The sequence below is a fragment of the Acidisarcina sp. genome, assembly GCA_035539175.1.
Taxonomy (GTDB): Bacteria; Acidobacteriota; Terriglobia; order Terriglobales; family Acidobacteriaceae; genus JANXZS01.
This window is the reverse complement of sequence record DATLIY010000007.1, coordinates 616,718-636,948: the sequence shown is the minus strand read 5'-3', so window position 1 is coordinate 636,948 and position 20,231 is coordinate 616,718. Positions and strand designations below refer to the sequence as shown.

Annotated in this window: 20 protein-coding genes; 3 read left to right on the top strand and 17 right to left on the bottom strand. The window is 59.4% G+C overall.

Translation table 11 applies throughout. The features are described 5' to 3' along the window. Positions 1–9: 9 nt before the first annotated feature. Positions 10–1,857: a hypothetical protein gene (locus VM554_05405; GenBank protein HVJ07799.1), complete on the bottom strand. Its 1,848-nt coding sequence runs from the start codon at positions 1,855–1,857 to the stop codon at positions 10–12. A gap of 187 nt (positions 1,858–2,044) precedes the next feature. On the opposite strand from VM554_05405, the gene VM554_05400 reads away from it, so the two are divergent. After that, positions 2,045–3,862 carry a glycoside hydrolase family 15 protein gene (locus VM554_05400; protein HVJ07798.1) on the top strand — a complete coding sequence of 606 codons (1,818 nt, stop codon included), beginning with the start codon at positions 2,045–2,047 and terminating at the stop codon, positions 3,860–3,862. 61 nt (positions 3,863–3,923) lie between these two features. Here the strand turns inward: VM554_05400 and VM554_05395 are convergent, their stop codons facing one another. From VM554_05395 to VM554_05380, 4 genes are read right to left on the bottom strand one after another with little or no spacing between them, the layout of a single operon-like run. Next, positions 3,924–4,145: a hypothetical protein gene (locus tag VM554_05395; GenBank protein HVJ07797.1), complete on the bottom strand. Its 222-nt coding sequence runs from the start codon at positions 4,143–4,145 to the stop codon at positions 3,924–3,926. After that, positions 4,142–5,149 (bottom strand): xanthine dehydrogenase family protein subunit M, encoded by a 1,008-nt coding sequence (locus VM554_05390; GenBank protein HVJ07796.1) that lies wholly within the window; start codon positions 5,147–5,149, stop codon positions 4,142–4,144. The genes VM554_05395 and VM554_05390 overlap by 4 nt, the downstream gene beginning before the upstream one ends. After that, positions 5,146–7,611, bottom strand: coding sequence for a xanthine dehydrogenase family protein molybdopterin-binding subunit (locus VM554_05385; protein ID HVJ07795.1), 2,466 nt, complete (start codon positions 7,609–7,611; stop codon positions 5,146–5,148). Before VM554_05385 ends, VM554_05390 begins: the two co-directional genes overlap by 4 nt. 1 nt (position 7,612) lies before the next feature. Continuing rightward, complete coding sequence (locus VM554_05380) at positions 7,613–8,269, bottom strand: 2Fe-2S iron-sulfur cluster-binding protein (protein ID HVJ07794.1); 657 nt, start codon at positions 8,267–8,269, stop codon at positions 7,613–7,615. Between the two features lie 142 nt (positions 8,270–8,411). On the opposite strand from VM554_05380, the gene VM554_05375 reads away from it, so the two are divergent. Together VM554_05375 and VM554_05370 are read left to right on the top strand one after the other, a co-directional pair. Next, the gene (locus VM554_05375; protein ID HVJ07793.1) at positions 8,412–9,488 is read left to right on the top strand and encodes an XdhC family protein; all 1,077 of its coding nucleotides are present in this window, start codon (positions 8,412–8,414) and stop codon (positions 9,486–9,488) included. A 61-nt stretch (positions 9,489–9,549) separates the two neighbouring features. Further along, entirely contained in the window at positions 9,550–10,152 is a 603-nt protein-coding gene (locus VM554_05370; GenBank protein ID HVJ07792.1) for a nucleotidyltransferase family protein, read from the top strand. Positions 10,153–10,204: 52 nt separating this feature from the next. Here VM554_05370 and VM554_05365 read toward each other — a convergent pair whose 3' ends face one another. The 12 genes from VM554_05365 to VM554_05310 form a co-directional block, all read right to left on the bottom strand. Next, a complete protein-coding gene (locus tag VM554_05365) occupies positions 10,205–11,071 on the bottom strand; it encodes a TIM barrel protein (GenBank protein HVJ07791.1) in 867 nt (288 codons plus the stop codon). A gap of 197 nt (positions 11,072–11,268) precedes the next feature. Further along, positions 11,269–12,753 (bottom strand): hypothetical protein, encoded by a 1,485-nt coding sequence (locus VM554_05360; GenBank protein ID HVJ07790.1) that lies wholly within the window; start codon positions 12,751–12,753, stop codon positions 11,269–11,271. Between the two features lie 289 nt (positions 12,754–13,042). Continuing rightward, complete coding sequence (locus VM554_05355) at positions 13,043–13,510, bottom strand: single-stranded DNA-binding protein (protein ID HVJ07789.1); 468 nt, start codon at positions 13,508–13,510, stop codon at positions 13,043–13,045. Between the two features lie 68 nt (positions 13,511–13,578). Next, on the bottom strand, positions 13,579–13,854 hold the full coding sequence (locus tag VM554_05350; GenBank protein ID HVJ07788.1) for a hypothetical protein: 276 nt from the start codon (positions 13,852–13,854) through the stop codon (positions 13,579–13,581). 9 nt (positions 13,855–13,863) lie between these two features. Further along, entirely contained in the window at positions 13,864–14,403 is a 540-nt protein-coding gene (locus VM554_05345; protein HVJ07787.1) for a DUF420 domain-containing protein, read from the bottom strand. 23 nt (positions 14,404–14,426) lie between these two features. Beyond that, positions 14,427–15,251 carry an ABC transporter permease gene (locus tag VM554_05340; protein HVJ07786.1) on the bottom strand — a complete coding sequence of 275 codons (825 nt, stop codon included), beginning with the start codon at positions 15,249–15,251 and terminating at the stop codon, positions 14,427–14,429. 2 nt (positions 15,252–15,253) lie between these two features. Then, complete coding sequence (locus tag VM554_05335; GenBank protein HVJ07785.1) at positions 15,254–16,276, bottom strand: ATP-binding cassette domain-containing protein; 1,023 nt, start codon at positions 16,274–16,276, stop codon at positions 15,254–15,256. 5 nt (positions 16,277–16,281) lie between these two features. Beyond that, complete coding sequence (gene cyoE, locus VM554_05330) at positions 16,282–17,304, bottom strand: heme o synthase (protein HVJ07784.1); 1,023 nt, start codon at positions 17,302–17,304, stop codon at positions 16,282–16,284. A gap of 199 nt (positions 17,305–17,503) precedes the next feature. Further along, the gene (locus tag VM554_05325) at positions 17,504–18,562 is read right to left on the bottom strand and encodes an AI-2E family transporter (protein HVJ07783.1); all 1,059 of its coding nucleotides are present in this window, start codon (positions 18,560–18,562) and stop codon (positions 17,504–17,506) included. Between the two features lie 62 nt (positions 18,563–18,624). After that, complete coding sequence (locus VM554_05320) at positions 18,625–19,203, bottom strand: shikimate kinase (protein HVJ07782.1); 579 nt, start codon at positions 19,201–19,203, stop codon at positions 18,625–18,627. 77 nt (positions 19,204–19,280) lie between these two features. Then, the gene (locus tag VM554_05315) at positions 19,281–19,535 is read right to left on the bottom strand and encodes a hypothetical protein (protein HVJ07781.1); all 255 of its coding nucleotides are present in this window, start codon (positions 19,533–19,535) and stop codon (positions 19,281–19,283) included. After that, the gene (locus VM554_05310; GenBank protein HVJ07780.1) at positions 19,532–20,158 is read right to left on the bottom strand and encodes a sigma-70 family RNA polymerase sigma factor; all 627 of its coding nucleotides are present in this window, start codon (positions 20,156–20,158) and stop codon (positions 19,532–19,534) included. The genes VM554_05315 and VM554_05310 overlap by 4 nt, the downstream gene beginning before the upstream one ends. Positions 20,159–20,231: the final 73 nt, after the last annotated feature.

Sequence of the window (20,231 nt, the reverse complement as noted above, 5' to 3'; positions counted from 1 at the left end):
TGGCTCAACCTAACTCACGTGGATGACGGGCCGGTGCTCAGGATCCGGAACGGCGCGGCGCAACACCTCGTGGGCAACGGGTGCGGCGTCTCCCTCGCCGAGAAAGATGAAGTTCAAGAGATTGAGCAGGGGATTGCCCTCGGTCCACTTAAAGTAGGCATGCGGAATTCTGCCGCTTCTTCTTTCCAGGTAGATCAGCAGAGCGGCGAAGGCATTCGCGACGACGGGACTCTTGGCGTGGAGAACCTTGTGCTTCCCGATCCGCGAACCGTGGACGGTAAGAGTGTCCTGGAAATCGGAGGCGTCTCCACGATCCACCTGGAAGAAGTAGATGCGCGCGCCATCATTCAGGCCATTGTAGTGGCGCACCTTGGCCTCGATTAGATCGAGATCGTCCTCGGTCTCTGGTTGCGGTCTGCGCGCGACGAGCCGGATTACCTGATCGTGGATGCCTCCCAGCAGCTCCTCGGCTTCCTGGTCGAGATGGATGCCGGTGATGCGTAACTCCGTGGACCGCAGAGCCCGCGAGACGAGCGACGAGGCGATCATGGCGCCGATGAAGAAAGACGAAATCTTAATGCCCTCGGGCCGCTCCTGGATGTTGAGCGCGGTTGTGTAGATAAAGGTGAGGGAGATGAGAAGAAATGGCCAACGCTGACGCTCCTTCCATACGGAGATGGTCACGGCTATAGCCGCTGAGGTGATCAGTACCAGTACGCCCGTAGCATAGGCGCCTCCCTGGGCGTCCACGTTGGCGTGGAAGAGCAGCGTGACGGTAAACGCGACAGCCATGAAGACAAGTACCAGGGGCCGCGAGGCGCGCGCCCACTCTGGCGCCATGCCGAAGCGAGGCAGGTAGCGCGGGATCAGGTTCAGTAGCCCTGCCATCGCCGAGGATCCGGCAAATGCGAGGATGAGGATGGTGCTGAGGTCGTAAATCGATCCAAAAACATTGCCCAGGTAGAGATGTGCGAGGTACGCGAGCGCGCGGCCATTGGCCTGACCTCCGCTTTGAAAGTCGTCGGCGGGGATGAGGAGAGTCGTGACGACGCTGGTCAGGATAAGGAAGATGCTCATCGTGATCGCGGCCGTCGACAGAAGCAGCCGCGTATTTCGTATGCGGTCGGCTAGATCCTTCCCCTCGATGAGTGGCATCACAGCGACTCCCGTTTCAAAGCCGGAGAGCCCCAGGGCAAGTTTGGGGAAGAGAATGAGGGAGAGCCCCAACATTGCCAGCGGATTGCCATGATGTGCGAAGAGGGCATGGGTCCAGTTGGAGACGGCCTGAGGATGACGCATCACCTCCCATAAAGCCACAATGGTGACGATCGCATTCAACGCCAGATATGTGGAGACAAGGGCGACCGCGATATTGATCGCCTCCTTGAAGCCTTTGAGAAAGATCGCGCCAAGGATGGAGAGCAAGACGAGAGTGATGCCCATCTGACTCTTCATCCATTCCGGGGCGAATGGATTATGCGTGAGATGCGCGGCTGCATCGGCAGCGGAGAGCGTCATGGTGATGATGAAGTCTGTCGTGGCAAACCCGAGCAGGATGAGGATGAACACTTTTCCCTGCCAACTGGGGAAGAGGTTCTCGAGCATTGCCATACTGCCTTGTCCATTCGGGCTGGCCGCGGCCACACGGCTGTAGACGGGCAAGGCGGCGAAGAGAGTTACCAGCACCAGAATCAAGGTTGCGAAAGGCGAGAGCACCCCGGCTGCGAGAAATGCAATGCCTGGCTGGTAGCCAAGGGTCGAGAAGTAGTCGACGCCGGTAAGGCACATGACGCGCCACCACGGATGCACGGTGTCGGGCTTACCGTGGAGGGTTTGCGGCAGGCGAAGATCAGACAACAACCAATCGGTGAAACCCAATCCGGGTGACCGCCCTTTCGAGGGAATGGGCGAAGACTATCCGCCACTGCAGAGTAACACTGATACGATGCAGGTTTTGAATCGACGATGGCAACAGATTCTGCGAGAGTGAGGCAATCCACCGATGTCGTCGCTCATCTAAGAGCGGGTACGCACAGGGGGAACTGTGGGCTTTCAGCCAATTGAAGATTATGGCGTCATCGGAAATATGCGCTCGTTGGCCCTGATAGGTACAAATGGATCGATCGATTTTCTCTGTTACCCGAACTGCGATTCCCCCACTATATTTGCTGCGATTCTCGATCCGGAGAAGGGCGGCTGTTTCTCGATCTGTCCTCTGTTGAAGGGCCATCGCACACGGCAGCTTTACTTGCCGGACACCAACATTCTGTTGACGCGCTTTCTCGCTTCGGACGGCGTGGCGGAGTTGACAGACTTCATGTCGATCTTGAGTGAAGATACGTCGCCGAATGAAGTGGTGCGCATGATTCGAGTGGTGAAAGGCTCGATTACTTTTTCCCTGCGGTGCGATCCCAAATTCGACTACGCGCGTGGAACCCACTCGATCGTTGTAGCAGGGTGCCGTGCGGTTTTCACGCCTTCTTCAGGCGCCTGCCCGCCAATGTCGCTCTCCGCAACCGTTCCCCTGGAAGAGAAGCAGGGCGAGGCAGTTGCATCCTTTACGCTCAAGGCCGGGGAGACGGCAACGTTTGTTCTGGGGGCGCTGCGCGATGAACCGGACCACGTCGATCTGCCAAGCGTGACCGCACGATTCAATGCGACGTCTCACTATTGGCGCACCTGGATTGGCAATTCAAACTACACCGGCCGCTGGCGCGAGATGGTGAACCGTTCCGCACTGATGTTGAAGCTGCTGGTGGATCGGAAATACGGCTCGCTGATTGCTGCTCCCACGTTTGGGCTACCGGAAGAAATTGGTGGCGAACGGAACTGGGATTACCGCTACACGTGGCTGAGGGATTCTTCATTCAGCCTGTATGCGCTGATTCGGCTGGGATTTGTCGAGGAGAGCGAGGCCTTCATCCGCTGGCTTAAGGACCGCCTGGGCGATGATGCGGAGCGCGGCCCTCTGCAGGTGATGTATGCCATCGATGGCACCAAAAAGCTCGAAGAAATCACGCTCGATCATCTGCGCGGCTATCGCGATTCCAGGCCCGTGCGCATTGGGAATGCAGCGTATCAGCAACTGCAGCTCGACATCTATGGAGAGATGCTGGATTCCATTTATCTTGCGAACAAGTATGGCGATGCAATCTCGCATGAAGATTGGGATGATGTGAAGCGCATCCTTGCCTGGCTCGAGAAGAACTGGGAGCGGCCGGACAATGGCATTTGGGAGGTGCGCGGCGGCCCGCGGGAGTTTCTGCACTCACGCCTGATGTGCTGGGTAGCGTTTGACCGCGCCATCCGTCTGGGCCAAAAGCGTTCGCTTACTGCGCCTTTTCCGGGTTGGATTGCGGCACGGGACGCGATCCATGATGAGATCTATAAGAGCTTCTGGAACGAGAAGCTGGGAGCTTTTGTTCAGTCGAAGGGGTCGGACCAGTTGGATGCCGCAGTACTGTTAATGCCGATGATGCGATTTATCAGTCCGGTCGATCCGATGTGGCTTTCGACTCTGGATGCGATCGAGCGCAACCTGGTGGAGGACACGCTGGTCTATCGCTACAATGACGCGAGCAGTCATGTAGATGGGCTGCGCGGCCGCGAAGGCAGCTTCACCGCCTGCTCATTCTGGTATATCGAGTGCCTGGCGCGTTCGCACAAGTTGGACAAGGCTCGACTGCTCTTCGAGAAGATGCTGGGATATGCAAACCACGTTGGTCTTTATGCCGAGCAGTTGGGCAGCAGTGGCGAGCACCTGGGAAATTATCCGCAGGCTCTGACGCACCTGGCTTTGATCAGCGCCGCGACATATCTTGACCGGAGACTTTCGGGGAAGGAAAACACCCAATGGCGCTGAGGCGAAGCTGGCGTATGAATTCAGTCACGGTTACAGATTTCCAATTGTAACCGTGACATATCTAATCCTCATCGCGAGGCTCGTAGCATGCCCTGCCATCCCTGCAGAGTGACTTATGCACGAAGTGTTCGTCGGGACCGGATTTTCCCATCGTCTTCAGACACCAATAGGTCGTCGTAGCTCCCGCCGTGCTCTCCAGCTCTTCGATGTCTTCCCCGAAGGCTCCATAGGACGACTTGCTGCGCAGGCACCTGCATTTGGTAGTCGTCACCATCTCGCTCATGCCATTCCTCCTATTGCGCTGGGATCGCGCTTCAACTGCCCGGATGCCAGCAGGATGGTGCGGTAAACGACCGTCTGGAAGAGCTGCACTTTATAGCCATTCTGAGCAAGCGGTGTTGCCGCAGCGACGGCAGCTTTTCCAGCGGCGCGCGCCGCTGCTTCATCGATAACTTTGCCGGCCAGCATGGCTTCCGCCTCTTTCGCGTGGAGAGGTGTGGGGGCGGCGACTCCCATCACGATCGAAGCGCTGCGGCAGGTATTGCCATCCATTGCCAAGACGACACCCGCGTCGGCAAGCGGCCAGTCGAAGCTTTCCTTCTCGCCATACTTTTGATACGCCGAACGCGTTCCAGCGGCAGGCGCGGGAAGAAGGATCCGAGTGATCAGTTCGTCGGGGTTCACCACGGTTTCACTCAGCAGGTTGTCCTCGGGACGAATGTAGAACTCATTGAGCGGAACGGTGCGCTTGCCTTTCTTGGAGGTGAGCTCAACCTGCGCGCCAAAGGCCATGAGTGGCACTGCAGTCGAAGAGGGATGCACCATCGCGCATGCCTGATTGTTCATGATCGCGTGGTACTGGTTCTCGCCCTTTTGCGCAAAGCACTCGTCACCACCCTTTCGCAGGCAGTTGAAGTCGGAGGAGCGGAAGTACCAGCATCGCTGGCGCTGCATCAGGTTGCCTCCGACCGTCGCCATGTTGCGTATCTGCGGAGTTGCGGCGTGGCCGGCCGCATCGGACAAAGCGGTGTATCGCGCGTGGATGACAGGATGTTCGGCAATCTCGGCGAGAGTCGTGAGAGGGCCGAGGCTCAGACCCTGCTCCGATGCATCGATGCCGCGCAGCTCCTGTACCCGCCGGATGTTGACGAGCTGGGAGGGAGAAGCGATGCCGTCCTTCATCAGGTCCAGCAGGTCGATGCCGCCGGCCTTCGCGACCGATCCCTGCTTCAGGTGATCGAGCGCTTCTCCAACGGTGGTGCAGTCAACGAACGCGAAGCGGTTCATGCGTGCATCTCCTGATTGGTTTTGCCGAGCGCGGCAAGAACGCGCGCCGGGGTCATCGGGATCCGTCGCATGCGCACGCCGGTGGCATTGTAGAACGCATTGGCAACAGCGGCCGCGAGAGTGATAATGCCTGCGGATTCGCCAATTCCTGAAGCATCGGTAGAGCTTTGCGCGATGTAGTTCTCAATCAGGATCACGTCGATCTGCGGAACCTCGCGCGCGCCGAGGATCTTGTAGTTTTCAAGATTCGTGTTGAGCATGTGCCCCTTGCCGCGGTCCATGATGCGCTGCTCGAAGAGTGCATAGGAGATGCCCTGAAGGATTCCGCCGTTGATCTGGTTGATCACCCCGAGCGGATTTATCGGGCGGCCACAATCGTGGACTCCGAGGACGCGCTCGACGTGGACGCGGCCAGTCTCCGTATCGACAGCCAACTCGACGTAATCGACGCCGCCATAGGTGAGCCTGTCCCGTGTGTAATCGGGAACGCGTGTGGCGCGCGCGGAGATTTCGTCCGTGGGCATCTTTGCTGCAGCCTGCCGCAGGGTGTAGGAGCGGGAGGGATCGGAGGTTACGCTGACGCGCCCATCGGCAATCGTAAGATGGTCGGCAGAGACGCCCAGCGAAGGCGCAATCGCGGCGAGAAAATGCTGCTTTGCCTGAAGTGCGGCGCTGCGTGCCGCAGGAGAGATGGAGCCGGTGGTTACGCTGCCGCCGGAGTCAGGACCGATCGGGTAGCGTGTATCGCCGATGCGGATGACGACGCTCTGGGGCGGGATGCCGAACTCCTCCGCAACAACCTGCGCCAGCATTGTCTTGGTGCCACCACCGATGTCCTGAACTGCAGACATCAGCTCGATCGAGCCATCTTTGGATATGCGAACTTCGCAGGAGGAATTGAGATTGACGAAGCGATACCAGACAGACTGAGCGATCCCCATGCCGCGTTTGATTGGACCTGCATCGGCGCCTGCGCGGTGACGATTGCGCCAGTTGCTCTTTTCCAGAATGATCTGGCGTTCGACTTTGCGGGCAGGGCTTTCGTCGATTCGGCTGCGATATTCCAACGGATCGAGATCGAGCTTCTCGGCAAGCGCATCGATGGACTGCTCGAGCGCGAAGCATCCCTGGGGATGGCCGGGAGCGCGAAAAGCTGCGCCAGGACCGGCGTTGATGAAAACGTCGTACTCCTCGGTCAGCAGATTAGGAGACTTATACATGTTGGTTGCCGGGCCGGCGGTGCCTGCTCCGGTGCCAACCCCGGCTGTGCCATAGCTGGTGAGCTGGATTGCGGTAAGGGTGCCATCCCGCTTGGACCCGATCTTTAATTTCTGGTGGGAGTCCGGGCGGTTGCAGACGATGTGCTCCTCTTTGCGATCCAGCATCAGGCGGACAGGAGCCTTGGCTTTCCGCGAAAGCTCGACAGCGACGACGCCTTCATTTCCCCCTCCAAACTTAGCGCCGAATCCGCCACCCATGTACTCGGTGATGACGCGAACTTTGCTCTTGGGGAGCTTGAAGACCTCTGCAAGTTCATTGCGCACGCTGGACGTGCCTTGGGTGGAGGCGTAGACCGTCAATTCCTCGGGCTTCCAGTCGGCGACGACACCGTGGGTTTCAAGTGCGCAGTGTGTCTGGACCTGCGTGTAATACTCCTCTTCCACCACGATGTCGGCTTCCGCGAATCCGCGAGCCACATCGCCGACACTTTTGCGGGCGGGGCCGTGGACATTGCCGACCTGCGGCACGTCTTTGGGGCCTCCTCCGCCGCCTGCGGTGCCTGCCTGGTCGGCAGGACCGGGGTAGACCAGCGGAGCATCGGAGGCACGCGCGGCATCGCGATCCACGACAAACGCCATGGGTTCATATTGAACCTTGACCAGAGCGGCAGCTTCATTTGCAGCGGCTTGCGACGTGGCTGCAACCGCTGCCATGGGCTGTCCGGCGTAGCGCACGATTGGATAGCGGGAAGGCATTTCCTGGGAGGGATCGCGCAGTTCCGCACTGCGCATCACATGCTGGATCACGTGAACAGCGCGAACCCCGGGATAGCTCTCCGCAGCCGAGGTATCGATGGAGAGGACACGCGCATGGGGAACCGTAGCGGTGACCATCTTCGCGTAGAGCATCCCAGGCAGATGAATGTCCGCTGTGTACTTGCCAGTGCCGGTTACCTTCGCGGCTCCGTCATAGCGCGGCGTCGGTTTGCCTATGAATTTCAGGTCAGCATTCGCCGGCATGGGAGGCGGCTCATTCGCGGGGACCTGGCGTTCTATCTGCGAAACGCCAAGCTGGGGAATGCCGTAGAGAAAGCTGTCGGTCCGCTTCGCCCCTTGAGCCTGCTGGTCAGGCGTGGCAGTGGCGGAATCGGCCTGAGCATCCTTCTTTACTGCTGTTCCTGTCGGCTTTCCTGTTGCACCCGGCCCTTCGGACTTTTGCAATTCGAGCGCTTCGTTCTCCATATCAAGCTCCCTTGCCATCGCTGGCGGAAACCGGCTGTGTGAGTGCGTGGCGTTCCTGTGCTGCTTCGAGCGTAGCAGCAAAGACTTTGGGATAGGTCCCGCATCTGCAGAGGTTGCCGCTCACGGCCTGCTTTACGTCGTCGAGGCTGGGATTTGGATTACGCTCCAACAGTGCTGTGCAACTCATCACCATGCCTGGAGTGCAGAAGCCGCACTGCATGGCGTCATGTTTGACGAAGGCTGCCTGCACGGGATGCAGGTGTTCGGGGTTGCCGATTCCCTCGATGGTCGTCACCTTCCGCGTGCCAACATCGATGGCAAGAGTCATGCAGGAGAGGGTCGGAACCTTGTCCAGCCACACGGTACAGGCAGAACAGGAGCCGCGGTCGCAGACCACCTTGGTCCCCGTGAGGCCGAGACTGTCGCGGAGCGCTTCGGCCAGAGTCATGCGCGGTTCAACAGAGATCGAGTGGGGAACGCCATTTACATGGAGGACGATGGGGACAGCGCCGGGACCAACTGCGGAAGGGCTATTGGCGGAGTCTTTCAGATCTTTGGTAATGGCATGGGCGGATTCAACCACGGTGCTGGCGGCGGTGGCACCGGCAGCCTTTAGGAATCCTCGACGTGTGATTGCATGCGTATCGGTGTCGGACAAGGGAAGCACCCCCTGGGCTACTCAGATTGATGGAGTAATAATACGGTATGTATCGGGCGCGCGGAAGGCTTGCCCCTGCTTACGACCCTGTGAAACTCCGGTTCGATCTGGCAGAAATTCCGCGGACTTGCTTTAGAGGTGGATGGTGAAGGAGTTGGATGAGCTTTTGGCTGTCTACAAGACAGCCCGGCGCGGCGGAGAACGATGCCTGCTGGCGACGCTGGTACGAGTGGAAGGATCCTCCTATCGCCAGGTGGGAGCACGCATGCTGCTGACCTCCGGAGGCACTCGCACGGGGGCCATCAGCGGCGGCTGCCTGGAAGGGGAGATCCAAAAGAAGGCATGGTGGATGACAGAGCAAGGGCCTGTCATCGAGCAATACCGTACCTGGACCGAAGATGGAATGGGGATGCCATACGGTCTGGGATGCAGCGGAACTCTGCACGTTCTGCTGAAGCGCGTGGATGACGAAGATGCCGCGTGGCTGGAGGGTCTCGATCGCCTGCGCAGCGAGCGGGAATATGCAGCATTGGCGACCGTGCTGAGCGGCCCCCAACTCGGAGAGCAGTGGCTCTTCCCATCGCAGGATGAGAGAGTGAGGCGGGGAGGAGAGGCTGTAGAGCAGGGCTTGCGGCGGGTAGCGGCGCAGGCCAGTTCGGAGTACCTGCAAGCGGATGGAGTGGAAGTTCTCCTTGAGGCATTGCCGCCACGTCAGCGGCTGATTATTTTTGGCGCGGGAGACGACGCAAAGCCGCTGGTGAAATTCGCGCGGGTGCTGGGGTGGGACGTAACCGTGGCCGATGGCCGCGGACACCTTGCCACCTCGGCGCGATTCCCCGATGCGACCAGCGTGGTATCCGCACCGGCGGCGGAGTTGCCGCAGAGATGCGGAGTTGACGAGGATGACGCGGTGGTGGTGATGACTCACAGCTTTGAGCAGGATGAGGCATTGCTCCGCGCCTTGCAGGCACAACCGCTGCGCTATGTGGGGCAGCTTGGACCACGGCAGAGAACCAGTCAACTGTTGACGAACATTGCCGGAGAGACTGCCTCGCCATTGGCCGGGCGGCTCCATTCGCCCATCGGGCTGGATATTGGAGCACACACACCGGAGACGATTGCGCTGGCGATCATCGCCCAGGTGCAGTCCGTTTTGAGCAAACTGGCTTTATCCTCCGCGGCAAAGCCGAAGGAATCCGCAATGGGTATCTCCGCATGAAGTTTTTCTGCGAGGAACTGAATCTGCACATGGCTGCATTTTGCCGGAGCGAGCGCGAAAGATGACAGACTGTGCTTCCATCCTGCTGGCTGCCGGAGGCTCCTCCCGCCTCGGCAAGCCCAAGCAGCTATTGCAGGTAGATGGGGAAAGCCTGTTGCGCCGGACCGCGCGCTTCGCTGTGGAGGCGGGTTGTTCCCCCAACATCGTGGTGCTGGGTTCGTCTGCCGCGACATTGCGCAGGGAACTGGATGGCCTCCCGGTTGAAATTCTGATCAACCCGGATTGGAGAACAGGAAAAGGCTCGTCGCTGCGTGTTGCCATGCGCTCGCTGCTCCAGCGCTCGCCGGTGCCGGCGGCCGCGCTCTTCCTGGTATGCGATCAGCCACGTATCAGCGTGGAACTGCTGCGGACGCTCCTGGCAAAACAAAGCATGGAAGGAGGCTCCATCGTTGCCTCGCGTTACGCGGGAGTTGGCGGTGTTCCCGCGGTGTTCCCTTCGGCATTCTTTCCGGAGCTGGCATTTGTCCAGGGGGATCAGGGTGCGCGGCAGATTCTGCCCCAGCATGCGGTCGAGACCAGCTATGTTGATTTTCCGCAAGGAGAGTTTGACGTGGACACTCACGCGGACGAACTGGCGCTGAAACAGACGGCGAAGAAAAGCTAAGCCTTGCTCCATCGCAGAGAACGAACCTCACACACTGAACAGTGCGAAAAAACTAGACATCGCATAACTCCACGGCCTGGCGTAACGAAGTGAGCGGCTCGCGCGTGGGAACGAATTCATGGGCCACGTAGCCACGGAACCCGGAAGCGACGATGCCTCGCATGACTCCGTCCCACTGGACTTCCTGATTGTTGTCCAGCTCATGACGGCCGGGAACGCCGCCGGTGTGGAAGTGGCCGAACCATTGGATGTTCTTCTGGATCGTCCGGATCAGATCGCCTTCCATAATCTGCATGTGGTAGATGTCATAAAGCAACTTGACCTTTGGCGAATTCACCTCCTGCACGACGCCGACTCCCCACTCCGTGCGGTCGCACATATAGTCTTTGTGATCGACCTTGCTGTTCAGCAGTTCCATGCAGATGGTGACGTTGTTGTCCTCGGCAATTTTCTTCAGGCGATTCAGCCCGAGGATGGTGTTCCGCGCGCCTTCTTCATCCAGCATGCCGTCGCGATTGCCGGAGAAGGTGATGACATTGGGCACGCTTGCTTTGGAAGCCAGCGGGATATTCTTGCGGAAGGCTGCTTCAATCCTGGCATGGTTCTCCACGCGATTCAGCCCCTTGTCGATCTCGCCCCCGCCTGCGTAGCCCATGGTGCAGATCAAGCCGTAGCGCCGGGGAACCTCAAACTCGTCCGGTTGCAGCAGGTCGATGCCCTTCAGACCGATGTGGGCAGCATAGGCGCACAGGTCGTCGAGCGGAATCTTCTGGTAGCACCAGCGGCTGACAGACTGATGGATGCGGTCTTTTCTGCGAACCGGCGCGGTGTCTTTGGACCATGACATAGACGTTGAGCAGGACGCTGCTGCGCCTGCGAGAATTCCTTGCAACATACCACGACGCGAGATATTTGACATGGCTGCTGCTAAGGATGAAGCAGAAGGGCTTCTCCTGTCGAGTGCTGGCGAATCCTAAAACGGGATGTCGTCGTTCGGTGATTTTCGGCAGCGTGGCCGTAATCTTCCGCGAGGGCAGAGGGGCGCTGATCGAACGATGCCCAATTCGAGCTACGGGACTATCTTCGTTTCACCGCTCTCCTATTTGGACGCGACGACTATTTCTGTACCGAGGCATGGGCGGCGCGAGCGGCGCCCTGCAATGCTCCTCGCCGTCCGGGAGCGTTGACCAGCGCGGTCTCGAATGCCCTGGAGGCTGAAGCGAAGTTGCCCTGTTCAAGGAATAGATCTCCGAGCTGTTCGCGGGCGGGAATTATCGGTCCGGGAGTGACAGGGAGTTTCTCGATTCCGTCTTCGTCGTCGGCTGCTCTGCGCAGGATGGCAGCGGCTTCATCGGCTTGGCCCTCGGCCTGGGCCGACCAGGCGAGCACTTCGCGGGTCATGATATTGACCTGAGTTGCCCAGTAGGCGGTTCCCGATGCGCGAAGCCTAACTTCGATTTGGCGCAGCGTCTCGGCCTGACTGCGAGCCTCTTCGGGATGGCCGTCGCGGGCGAATCCGAGCCCGCGCGCCCACACGGCGGCTGCGAGAACCTGCGGCAGAGCGGAGGCGGGCGGTAAGGAAACCTTCTCTGCCTCGCTCCATTGGCGCCGTTCGACGGTGTAGCGGATGGGCATCACAGTTGCGGCGTAGCCTGACTTGAAGTCGCCCATGTCCAGATTTTGCATTGACCTTAGCTGCTGGATAACATGGGCCGCCTCCTGATCGCGTCCACTCTGCAAGTAGGCATAGATGAGGTAGTCCATTGCGTGCAACTCTTCGCCGGTATCACCCTGCTGATGTGCCGCAGCTCTTGCCGCGAGGTTGGATGCGATGGAGTCATCCCACATACCGAGACGAGTGAAGATGTGTGAAGGCATATGCAGCGCATGCGGAGCCGAGGGCGCGATCCTGGAGTAAGCCCGGGCGGCTGCGAGACCGCGGGCTGCGAGCTCCTGGCTGTCGTAGGCATGGATGAGGTAGTGCGGGATTCCAGGGTGATTGGGATGTTCGCGATAGAGAGGCTCAAGCAGAGCGGCGGCTTGCTTCTGCTTGAAATGAGTCTTGTCGGTTGGGGATGTGTTGGAGAGCAGCGCGAGCGCGTAGAAGACCTGAACCTCAACGTCTGTGGGATTCGCTGCCACCAGATCGTGCATCGCCACTTCGTAGTTTGAGGCGCGTGTGCTGTATGGAATGGCGGGATCGTTGAAGATGAGGCCGAGTGCGTGGATGAAACCGCGCTCGCGTTCGGTGGCTGCGTTGAGCATTTCGGCCCGCCTGCTCTCGCTCTGGGCGACAGCGATGCCTTCGGTCGGAAGACGCGGCTCCCATAGCTGATGGAAGTGGGTCATCGCGATGCCCCAATGGGCAATTGCACAGTGAGGGTCTTGTGCGGCCACGCTGCGGAAGGCATCTTCAGCGGGTCTGTATGCGAAAGAGTGCAGGAGCGCGACCGCGCGATCGAACTCCTTCTGGACTCCCGGTTGGCAGGAGGTCGGGAACGACACCGTGCCCAGTTTTTCAGCCACAGGGTGGTCATGTTTTTCCTGCGCTGCGGAAAGAGCCGGAAGGAGAAATGCCAAAATGAGGATTCGCTGCATCATTTCGGTCTCCGCGATGACGTTCCGAATCCCTCTGATTTTACGATACAGAGCCGGCGATGCTGGAATGATAGGAGGGTTCCCCCCGGCCAGAGGGGTACAAGGCGTGCTGGGCTTTCCTTTCGGGGGGAGTTGAGCAGGGCGGAAGTGGTCTGCCCGATCTTCTATGCCAGCGTGAGAATTAGTGGAGCGAGGTGAGGGGGAGAGGTGGAAGCTCGTAGCGGTTTCCACTCCTCCCCTCGGATTGTTGCCCGTCTGTCGCACTGCAGGGCGCTGGCGGCCAATAGCCGCGTCAGAAAGGAATGTCGTCGTCGGTGATTTCGGCGGCGTGGCCGTAATCTTCCGCGGGGGCCGAAGGACGCTGGTCGAAGGATGCGGTATTCGAGCTGCGGGCATAGCTTCCGCCGCCGCCCTCGCCTTCTCCCCGGCCGCTCAGCAGGGAGAGATCGGCAACGATCACCTCGGTGCGATACACCTTCTTGCCGCTCTCCTTATCGTCCCAGGAGCGCGTGGTGAGTTTGCCTTCGACGTACAGTTTGGAACCCTTCTTCACATAGTCGCGGATAATTTCGGCGACTTTGCCATAGGCGGTCAGATTGTGCCACTCCGTCTTGTCCTGCCATTCGCCGCCCTTGTCTTTGAATCGTTCTGTCGTGGCGATCGAAAAATTTGCGACAGCGGAGCCGCTGGGGAGAAATTTCACCTCGGGATCCTTGCCTACGTTCCCCAGAAGAATGACCTTATTTACGCTCTTTGCCATGACCGTTCCATCTCCATTGAATGAGAAGAATATCAGAATTGCTTCAGTGGAAGGCGAGGGGACTGGATTCAGCCGCGGCTGCGTCGTTTTCTCATCCACTTGGCGGCTCCAAGCAGGAAGAGCATCGTTCCAAAGGGCAGGCACATCATGGTGACGATCAGCGAGAGCCAGCCTGCATTGGTGCTTGGGCCTTGTGGGCCGATGCCGCCAAAGACGGTTTTCGTGAGCACGGCAAAGAGGGCGCCTGCAGCCAGCGTGCCTGCACCCCAGCGCAAAAGCTGCGCGGTTCCGTCATCGCCCGGATCCGGAATCCGAGGGTTGTTCCCTGATTCGTCTATGTTCACTCTTCTGTTTTACCGTACAGCCGCCGCAAGCATGAAGTAGACCACAACGCCGGTCACCGAGACGTACAGCCAGATAGGCAGCGTGAAGCGCGCGATCTTGCGGTGCTGCGGGATGCGGCCACTCAACGAAAAAAAGAAGGTTGTAAGGATCATCGGCAGAACCACCACCGAGAGCAGCACGTGAGTCAGCAGGATGAGCAGGTACACCGTACGGATGGTTCCATGGCCGGGATAGCGCGTATCGCCGTGCAGAGCATGGTTGGTGATGTAGCTGACCAGAAAGAGCGATGAAAAGACGAAAGCCGTGATCATCGATGCGCGGTGAGCCGCGATATTCTTGCGCAGGATGAAGCCGAATCCAACGATCAGGGCGACGGCGCTGAGGCCATTGAGCAGCGCATTGAGCGCCGGCAGAAAGCGAAGCCGGTTCGCGAACTCTGCCGGCGCGTGGTGCACATAGATCAGCCAGAGCAGAAAGAGGACTGCCACGGCGCTGACGGCCAGAATCGCTGCGACGGGCTTGTGGGTACTCGATTCCGTAACTTGCATGGATTCCCTGAAGTACCGGCCTCTTAGGCTGCAGGCTTGTTGGTCCTGCGGTTCACAATTGCCCACGACGTCCCGAAGCTCAGTAGGCAGAAGCCCACAGTCACCGCCAGATTGACGGAGAGAGGGAAGTCCGTGGGAGTCGCCGGGAAGAGCGCATTCCGCAGCGCGTCCACGCCATAGGTCAATGGATTCAGGTGCATGACCAGGCGCAGCCATCCCGAGGAGCCGCTCGCGGGAAAGAGCGATCCGGAGAGCATCCACAGCGGCAGAAGGATGAGATTGACGACTGCATGGAAGGCCTGGGGAGAATCCATCGGCCACGCGATTGCAAAACCCAGGGCGGTGAGCTCAAAGCTCATCAGCAGGGTCACCAGCACCGCGAGCCCAACAGTTTCGACCGTCATGTGGACACCGATCAGCGGCGCAAAGACCAGCAGCACGACTCCCTGGACGGCGGCAAGAGTGGTTCCGCCAAGCACCTTGCCCAGCACAATGGCGGAGCGGCTGACGGGCGCAGCCAGCACCGAGAGAAGGAAGCCCTCATTGCGGTCCTGAATGAGAGACATCATGCTGAAGATCGAGGTGAACAGAACGATTAAGGCTACGGAGCCGGGGAAGTAGAAGCCGAAGGATTGCGATGAGTCGCTGCTTCCCGTACGGAAGTTGTGCGCGAAACCCGAACCCAGCAGGAGCCAAAAGAGAAGCGGAGAGGCGATGACGCCAACCACTCGCGCTCTCTGGCGGAAGAAGCGGACAATCTCCCGCAGCCACAGCGAGTAGGACGGAAGCAGAATTCCGGGCGTGGAGATCTTTGCCGGTGTTGGTGCGGTATGAGCAACGGTGGCCATGGCTAGTTTTCCTCTTCTTTGGCTGCGGATGCGTCGCTACCAACTTCATTCCAGAAGCGGTGGCCAGTGCGCTGGATAAAGACGTCTTCCAGGCTGGGCTTGGCGATGGAGATGCCGTCAATCTGTCCGGGGAAGGCCTCCACCACATCGGTTACAAAGCGGTGCCCCTGCTCGCGCTCCATGCGGATGGTGTGGCCGAGGACAGATGCCTGCACGCCAAAGCGGTCGCGAATTCCATCAGCAACAGCACGCGCTACGTTTTCATCGCGCGTTTCCAGGCTGATGACGTCGCCGCCGATCTGCGATTTGAGCTCGAACGGCGAACCGAGGGCGACCAGCTTGCCCAGGTTCAGGATGGCTAGGCGGTCGCAATGTTCGGCCTCTTCCATCATGTGCGTCGTGACGAGGACCGTAACCCCATCCTCATCGCGCAGGGTGCGCAGATACTGCCACAGGTCGCGGCGCGCGCCGGGGTCAAGACCGGTGGAAGGCTCATCGAGCAGCAGAACGGAGGGCGAATGGATCAGCCCCTTTGCCAGCTCCACGCGCCGCTGCATACCGCCGGAGAGAGTCTCAACCATATCCTTTGCGCGATCGCGCAGCCCGACGCGGCCCAGCACCTCGTCGATCCGCGATTTCAGATAGGCTCCGCTCAATCCGTAGAGGTGGCCCTGGTGCTTCAGATTTTCCGAGACCGTCAGCTTGATGTCGAGACTGCTTGCCTGGAAGACAATCCCGGTCTGCTGGCGTACGCGATTGGGCTCCGTGCGGACGTCGAAGCCCTGAATGCGGGCGTGTCCGCTGGAAGGCACCATGAGGGTGGACAGGATCCGAAAGAGGGTCGTCTTGCCGCTGCCGTTTGGTCCAAGCAGCCCGAAGATCTGGGCGCGTTCCACGCGGAAGCTCAGATGATCCAGAGCCAGGCGGGTGCCATAGTTATGCGTCAGCTCGTCCAGTTCGACCGGCGCCAGAGAGCTGGCCGATTCGGGAGAGGTGGTTCGCGGGTGTTCACTCATTGTTGCCATGCGGATCATCTCTTTCCTGATGCATTCAACATCATCGCAGTAAGCAGGAGCGGCAGGTAGATTACGCTCACTTTCAGCAGGTCGCGTGCATACATGCGCGATTCGATCATGCTTCGCGCACTGGTTATCTTGGAGAAGCGGATGGTGTAGGCCAGGTAGACGAGGCCGAGAAAGGCAGCCACCACGCCATAGGCCATGCCGGTCATGTGGAGATACACGGGCATAAGGCTGACAGGAATCATCAGTACGGCGTAAACCAGCGCCTCGAATACGGTGGATTTGCCGTTGGGATGCACCACAGGCAGCATACGGATTCCGGCGCGGGAATAGTCGTCGCGGTACATCCATGCAATGGCCATGAAGTGAGGAAACTGCCAGACGAAGAGAATGGAGAAGAGCGCGACCGCCGGCCATTCAATGGTTCCCCGTGCAGCGGTCCAGCCCAGCAGCGGCGGCATGGCGCCGGGGAAGGCTCCGATAAAGGTGGCGAGCGTCGTGTGGCGCTTCAGCGGCGTGTATATGGCGACATAGGTGAATGCGGTGAGGAGTGTGAGCGTTCCGGTGACCGGATTGGTGTTCACGGTGAGCCACGCGCCGCCGGCGGCGATGCAGCCCATCCCCAGTAATATGCCGTGCGCCAGGCTCATGCGGCCAGCGGCCATGGGTCGTTGCGCGGTACGCAGCATGCGCGCATCGGTCTTGCGTTCAATCGCCTCGTTCAGTGCGCCCGATCCGGCGGAGACCAGCGCAATGCCGATCAGCGTATCTAGAAGACCCCGCTGTACGCTGCTGATGCCCGACATCATGGATCCCAGGTAGAAGCCCGCCCAGGCGGTGATAACCACCATGGTGGTCACGCGGAATTTGAACAGATCGCGATAATCGGCGATTCTGGAGGCGGTTTCTCCTGCGGCAGGGGCATGCAGAGCGTGAACGGCATGGCCGTGCGCGGGCACCGGGTCCGCATTCGAGGCCGCAGCTAACCCGACCACTGGCAGGCCATTGGGTTCCTGTGTGATTGGGATCACGAGCGAAAAGTCCTTCCCGGCGAGAATACCAAAGGGGTGAAACTACCGTGATTGCCTGTGCAGAGGAAGGTCTGGCAGCAAACCAGACGCCTGAGGGGGAAACCTCCTGCACCATTCGAATCCTGCATCCGTATTTATATGATACCAAGCCGCCCTGTCAGGATGCAGGTTTGTGATGGGCCGGATCGACGCATGCTTGTTATCGTCCTTCCTGAGACGTGGAGTCCGGGAGCGTGGTGTCGCGCTGGACCAGGTATTCGTCCATGAGCACGGTCACCAGCACGGCGGTCGGCACAGCGACCAGGGCGCCCGCCACACCTGCAACTGCTGCGCCTAGCAGCAACGCGATGAGCACGGACGTTCCGGCCAGACCCACGCTGGACCTCATGATCTTCGGAATGAGGTAGGAGTTCTCAAGCTGTGCCCAGACAACATAGAAGATCAATGCCCCGACCACGTGGCCCCAGGAATCAATGCTGGCGACGAGCAGGACAAAGGCCATCGACACCAGGGCTCCAGCGACCGGGATAATGTTGAAGAGTCCCATCACTACGCCCAACGCGTAGGCATACCGGATGTGGAGCAAGAGGAAGACAACCGTACTGAAGACGCCAAGAATCGCCATCAGGGTACCCTGGCCAAGCAGCCACTTTCCCATGCGCAACTTGGCGCGGCGCAAAGTGCTGTCCAGCCTTTGGCGGGGTTGCAGCGGAACCAGGGACAGAGCCCACCTGTAGGCATCTTCGCCCTCGATCATGAAGTAGACCGTGAGCACCACCCCGGTGAGGACACTGGCCAACACGCCTGCCCAATTGCGAATGGAGTGGAAGACATACGTGGCGAAGCCGGATGCAAGGTCCCCCAGTTTGCTATAGAGACTTTGCAGGTCGAGATGATGAATAAAGGGTATGCGCTGGGAGCGTTGTATGAGATCGGGCATGCGTCCGGGCAGCTCCCGCGTAAACTCCTGCAGATCGCGGACGATGGGTGGCAGCGCATAGGAAACAAAGAGAATCAGCGCACTTATAGCCAGCACAAGGAGAAGCAGGATGGACTGGGCGCGGCTGAGGTGCCACTTGCCGAATTTTGTCTTCATCAGCCAGTTGACGACGGGCATCAGCACCACGGCGAACAGCGCGCTGACATAGACGAGGAGGATGACGTCGCGCACTACCCAGGCCAGGGCCAGAGCCAGTGCCAGCGCAAAGGCAAAGACGATATTGCTGCGCGCAGACCGGTGCGGGGGCGGAGGATTCAACCTTGCTCCATTGGGACCGACGAGGGAATCACGCTCCGGAGAATCACGCTCTGGAGGGGCGCTCATAAGGATCGGCCTTTGGAGTGCTCCTGGGGAGTGCCAGTGGAAGACTCCGGCAGTCGTTCGAGGAGTACCTGGACGACCGCGTTCGGGGTAAGGCCCTCGGTGTTCACCGTGATGTTCGCACTCTGATAGTGGGGCAGCCGGCGCTCAAATCGCGCTGGAATGGCATCCAGGTCCTGCAGGAGCGGACGAACTCCGGGCATCGAACTGCAGCGGCCAAGCATGGTTTCGAGCGATGCAGACAGGAAGACGGTGCATGTATTCGCCGAGGACTGGAAGAGGGCGCGGGTGGCGGGGTTTTCGATGGCGCCGCCGCCCAGGGCGACGACGACCTCTTCAAGCTGCATCAAGCCGGCGACTGTTTCTGCTTCCATCCGGCGAAAGCCTTCCTCGCCATATCGGCTGAATAATTCCGCGATGCTGAGACCGCTTTGCGTTTCGAGCACCTGGTCCGCGTCATGGAAGGCCCAGCCAAGATGACGGGCGAGGAGGGAGCCAACCGTACTTTTGCCGGCGCCCATGAACCCGAGAAGCACGATGCGTGACGGCTTATTCAAAATTGGGTCAGAAGATTGCATTCCCTCGCATTATACGAAGGATGAGGATACAAACTACGGGAAACGGGCCCAGGATGCGAGTGACTACCCCCGACTGCCTATTCGGGGCGCCGGTCGATCGCTGTCCGGATCTTTGTCCACACTGTCGGGCTCGGGTCATGGATCGGCAACAGCAGTTTTGCCTGCTGTGCGATATATTGCAGGTCACGAACCAAGGCCGCGCAGTTCTCGCATGTTTGCAGATGGGGATGCTGTTCCAGGTCTATCCCGGATTCGAACAGCTCCGGCAAATGCTGCTGAAATTCGCTACAGGTCATGTCTCTTCCATCGTTTGTTTTAGGCATCTCATTCACAGAGTTGCCTCCTTCCGCTGACCGGATCGCAAAAGGTCGCGGAGTTTCATCCGAGCCTTGTGAAGTTGCGACTTGCTGTTGCCGATCGAGCATTCCAGCATCGCGGCAATCTCGTTGTGCTCGTACCCTTCCACGTCGTGGAGCACAAAGACCAGCCGGTATCCCGGAGGAAGATTTTCCACAGCTCGCTCGAGCGTAACACGGTCCAGAGAGCCGGACAGGATGAGGTCGCGCGCTCCAATGTCTTTCCGTGGGCCATCTTCCTGGGAAGGTTCGAGCGTCTCTTCAAGGGAAACCTGGGGCAGCCCCTTTTTGCGGAGATGCATCAGTACCACGTTGACCGCCAGGCGGTGCAGCCAGGTAGAAAACGCGGAATCGCCCCGGAATGTTCCGATCTTGCGGTAAAGCTGCAGAAATGCCTCCTGCGTCAGATCTTCCGCCTCGGCTACATTACCGAGCATGCGGAGACACAGGGAGTAGACACGTCGCTTATGCAGAGAATAAAGGGTCTCAAAAGCATGGGCATCACCAGCTTGCGCTTTTGCAATGGCTTCCGCCTCGCCTGCTATCGGAGGATTGCGACGCATATGGTGATTCGGGTTTTTCTGGGGAGCGACGCTCACCGGCGCCTCCTTGGTTGGAATGCGAGGTTTTCGAACAGTCGGGATGTCTTTCTCGCAGTCTACAGCCATAATC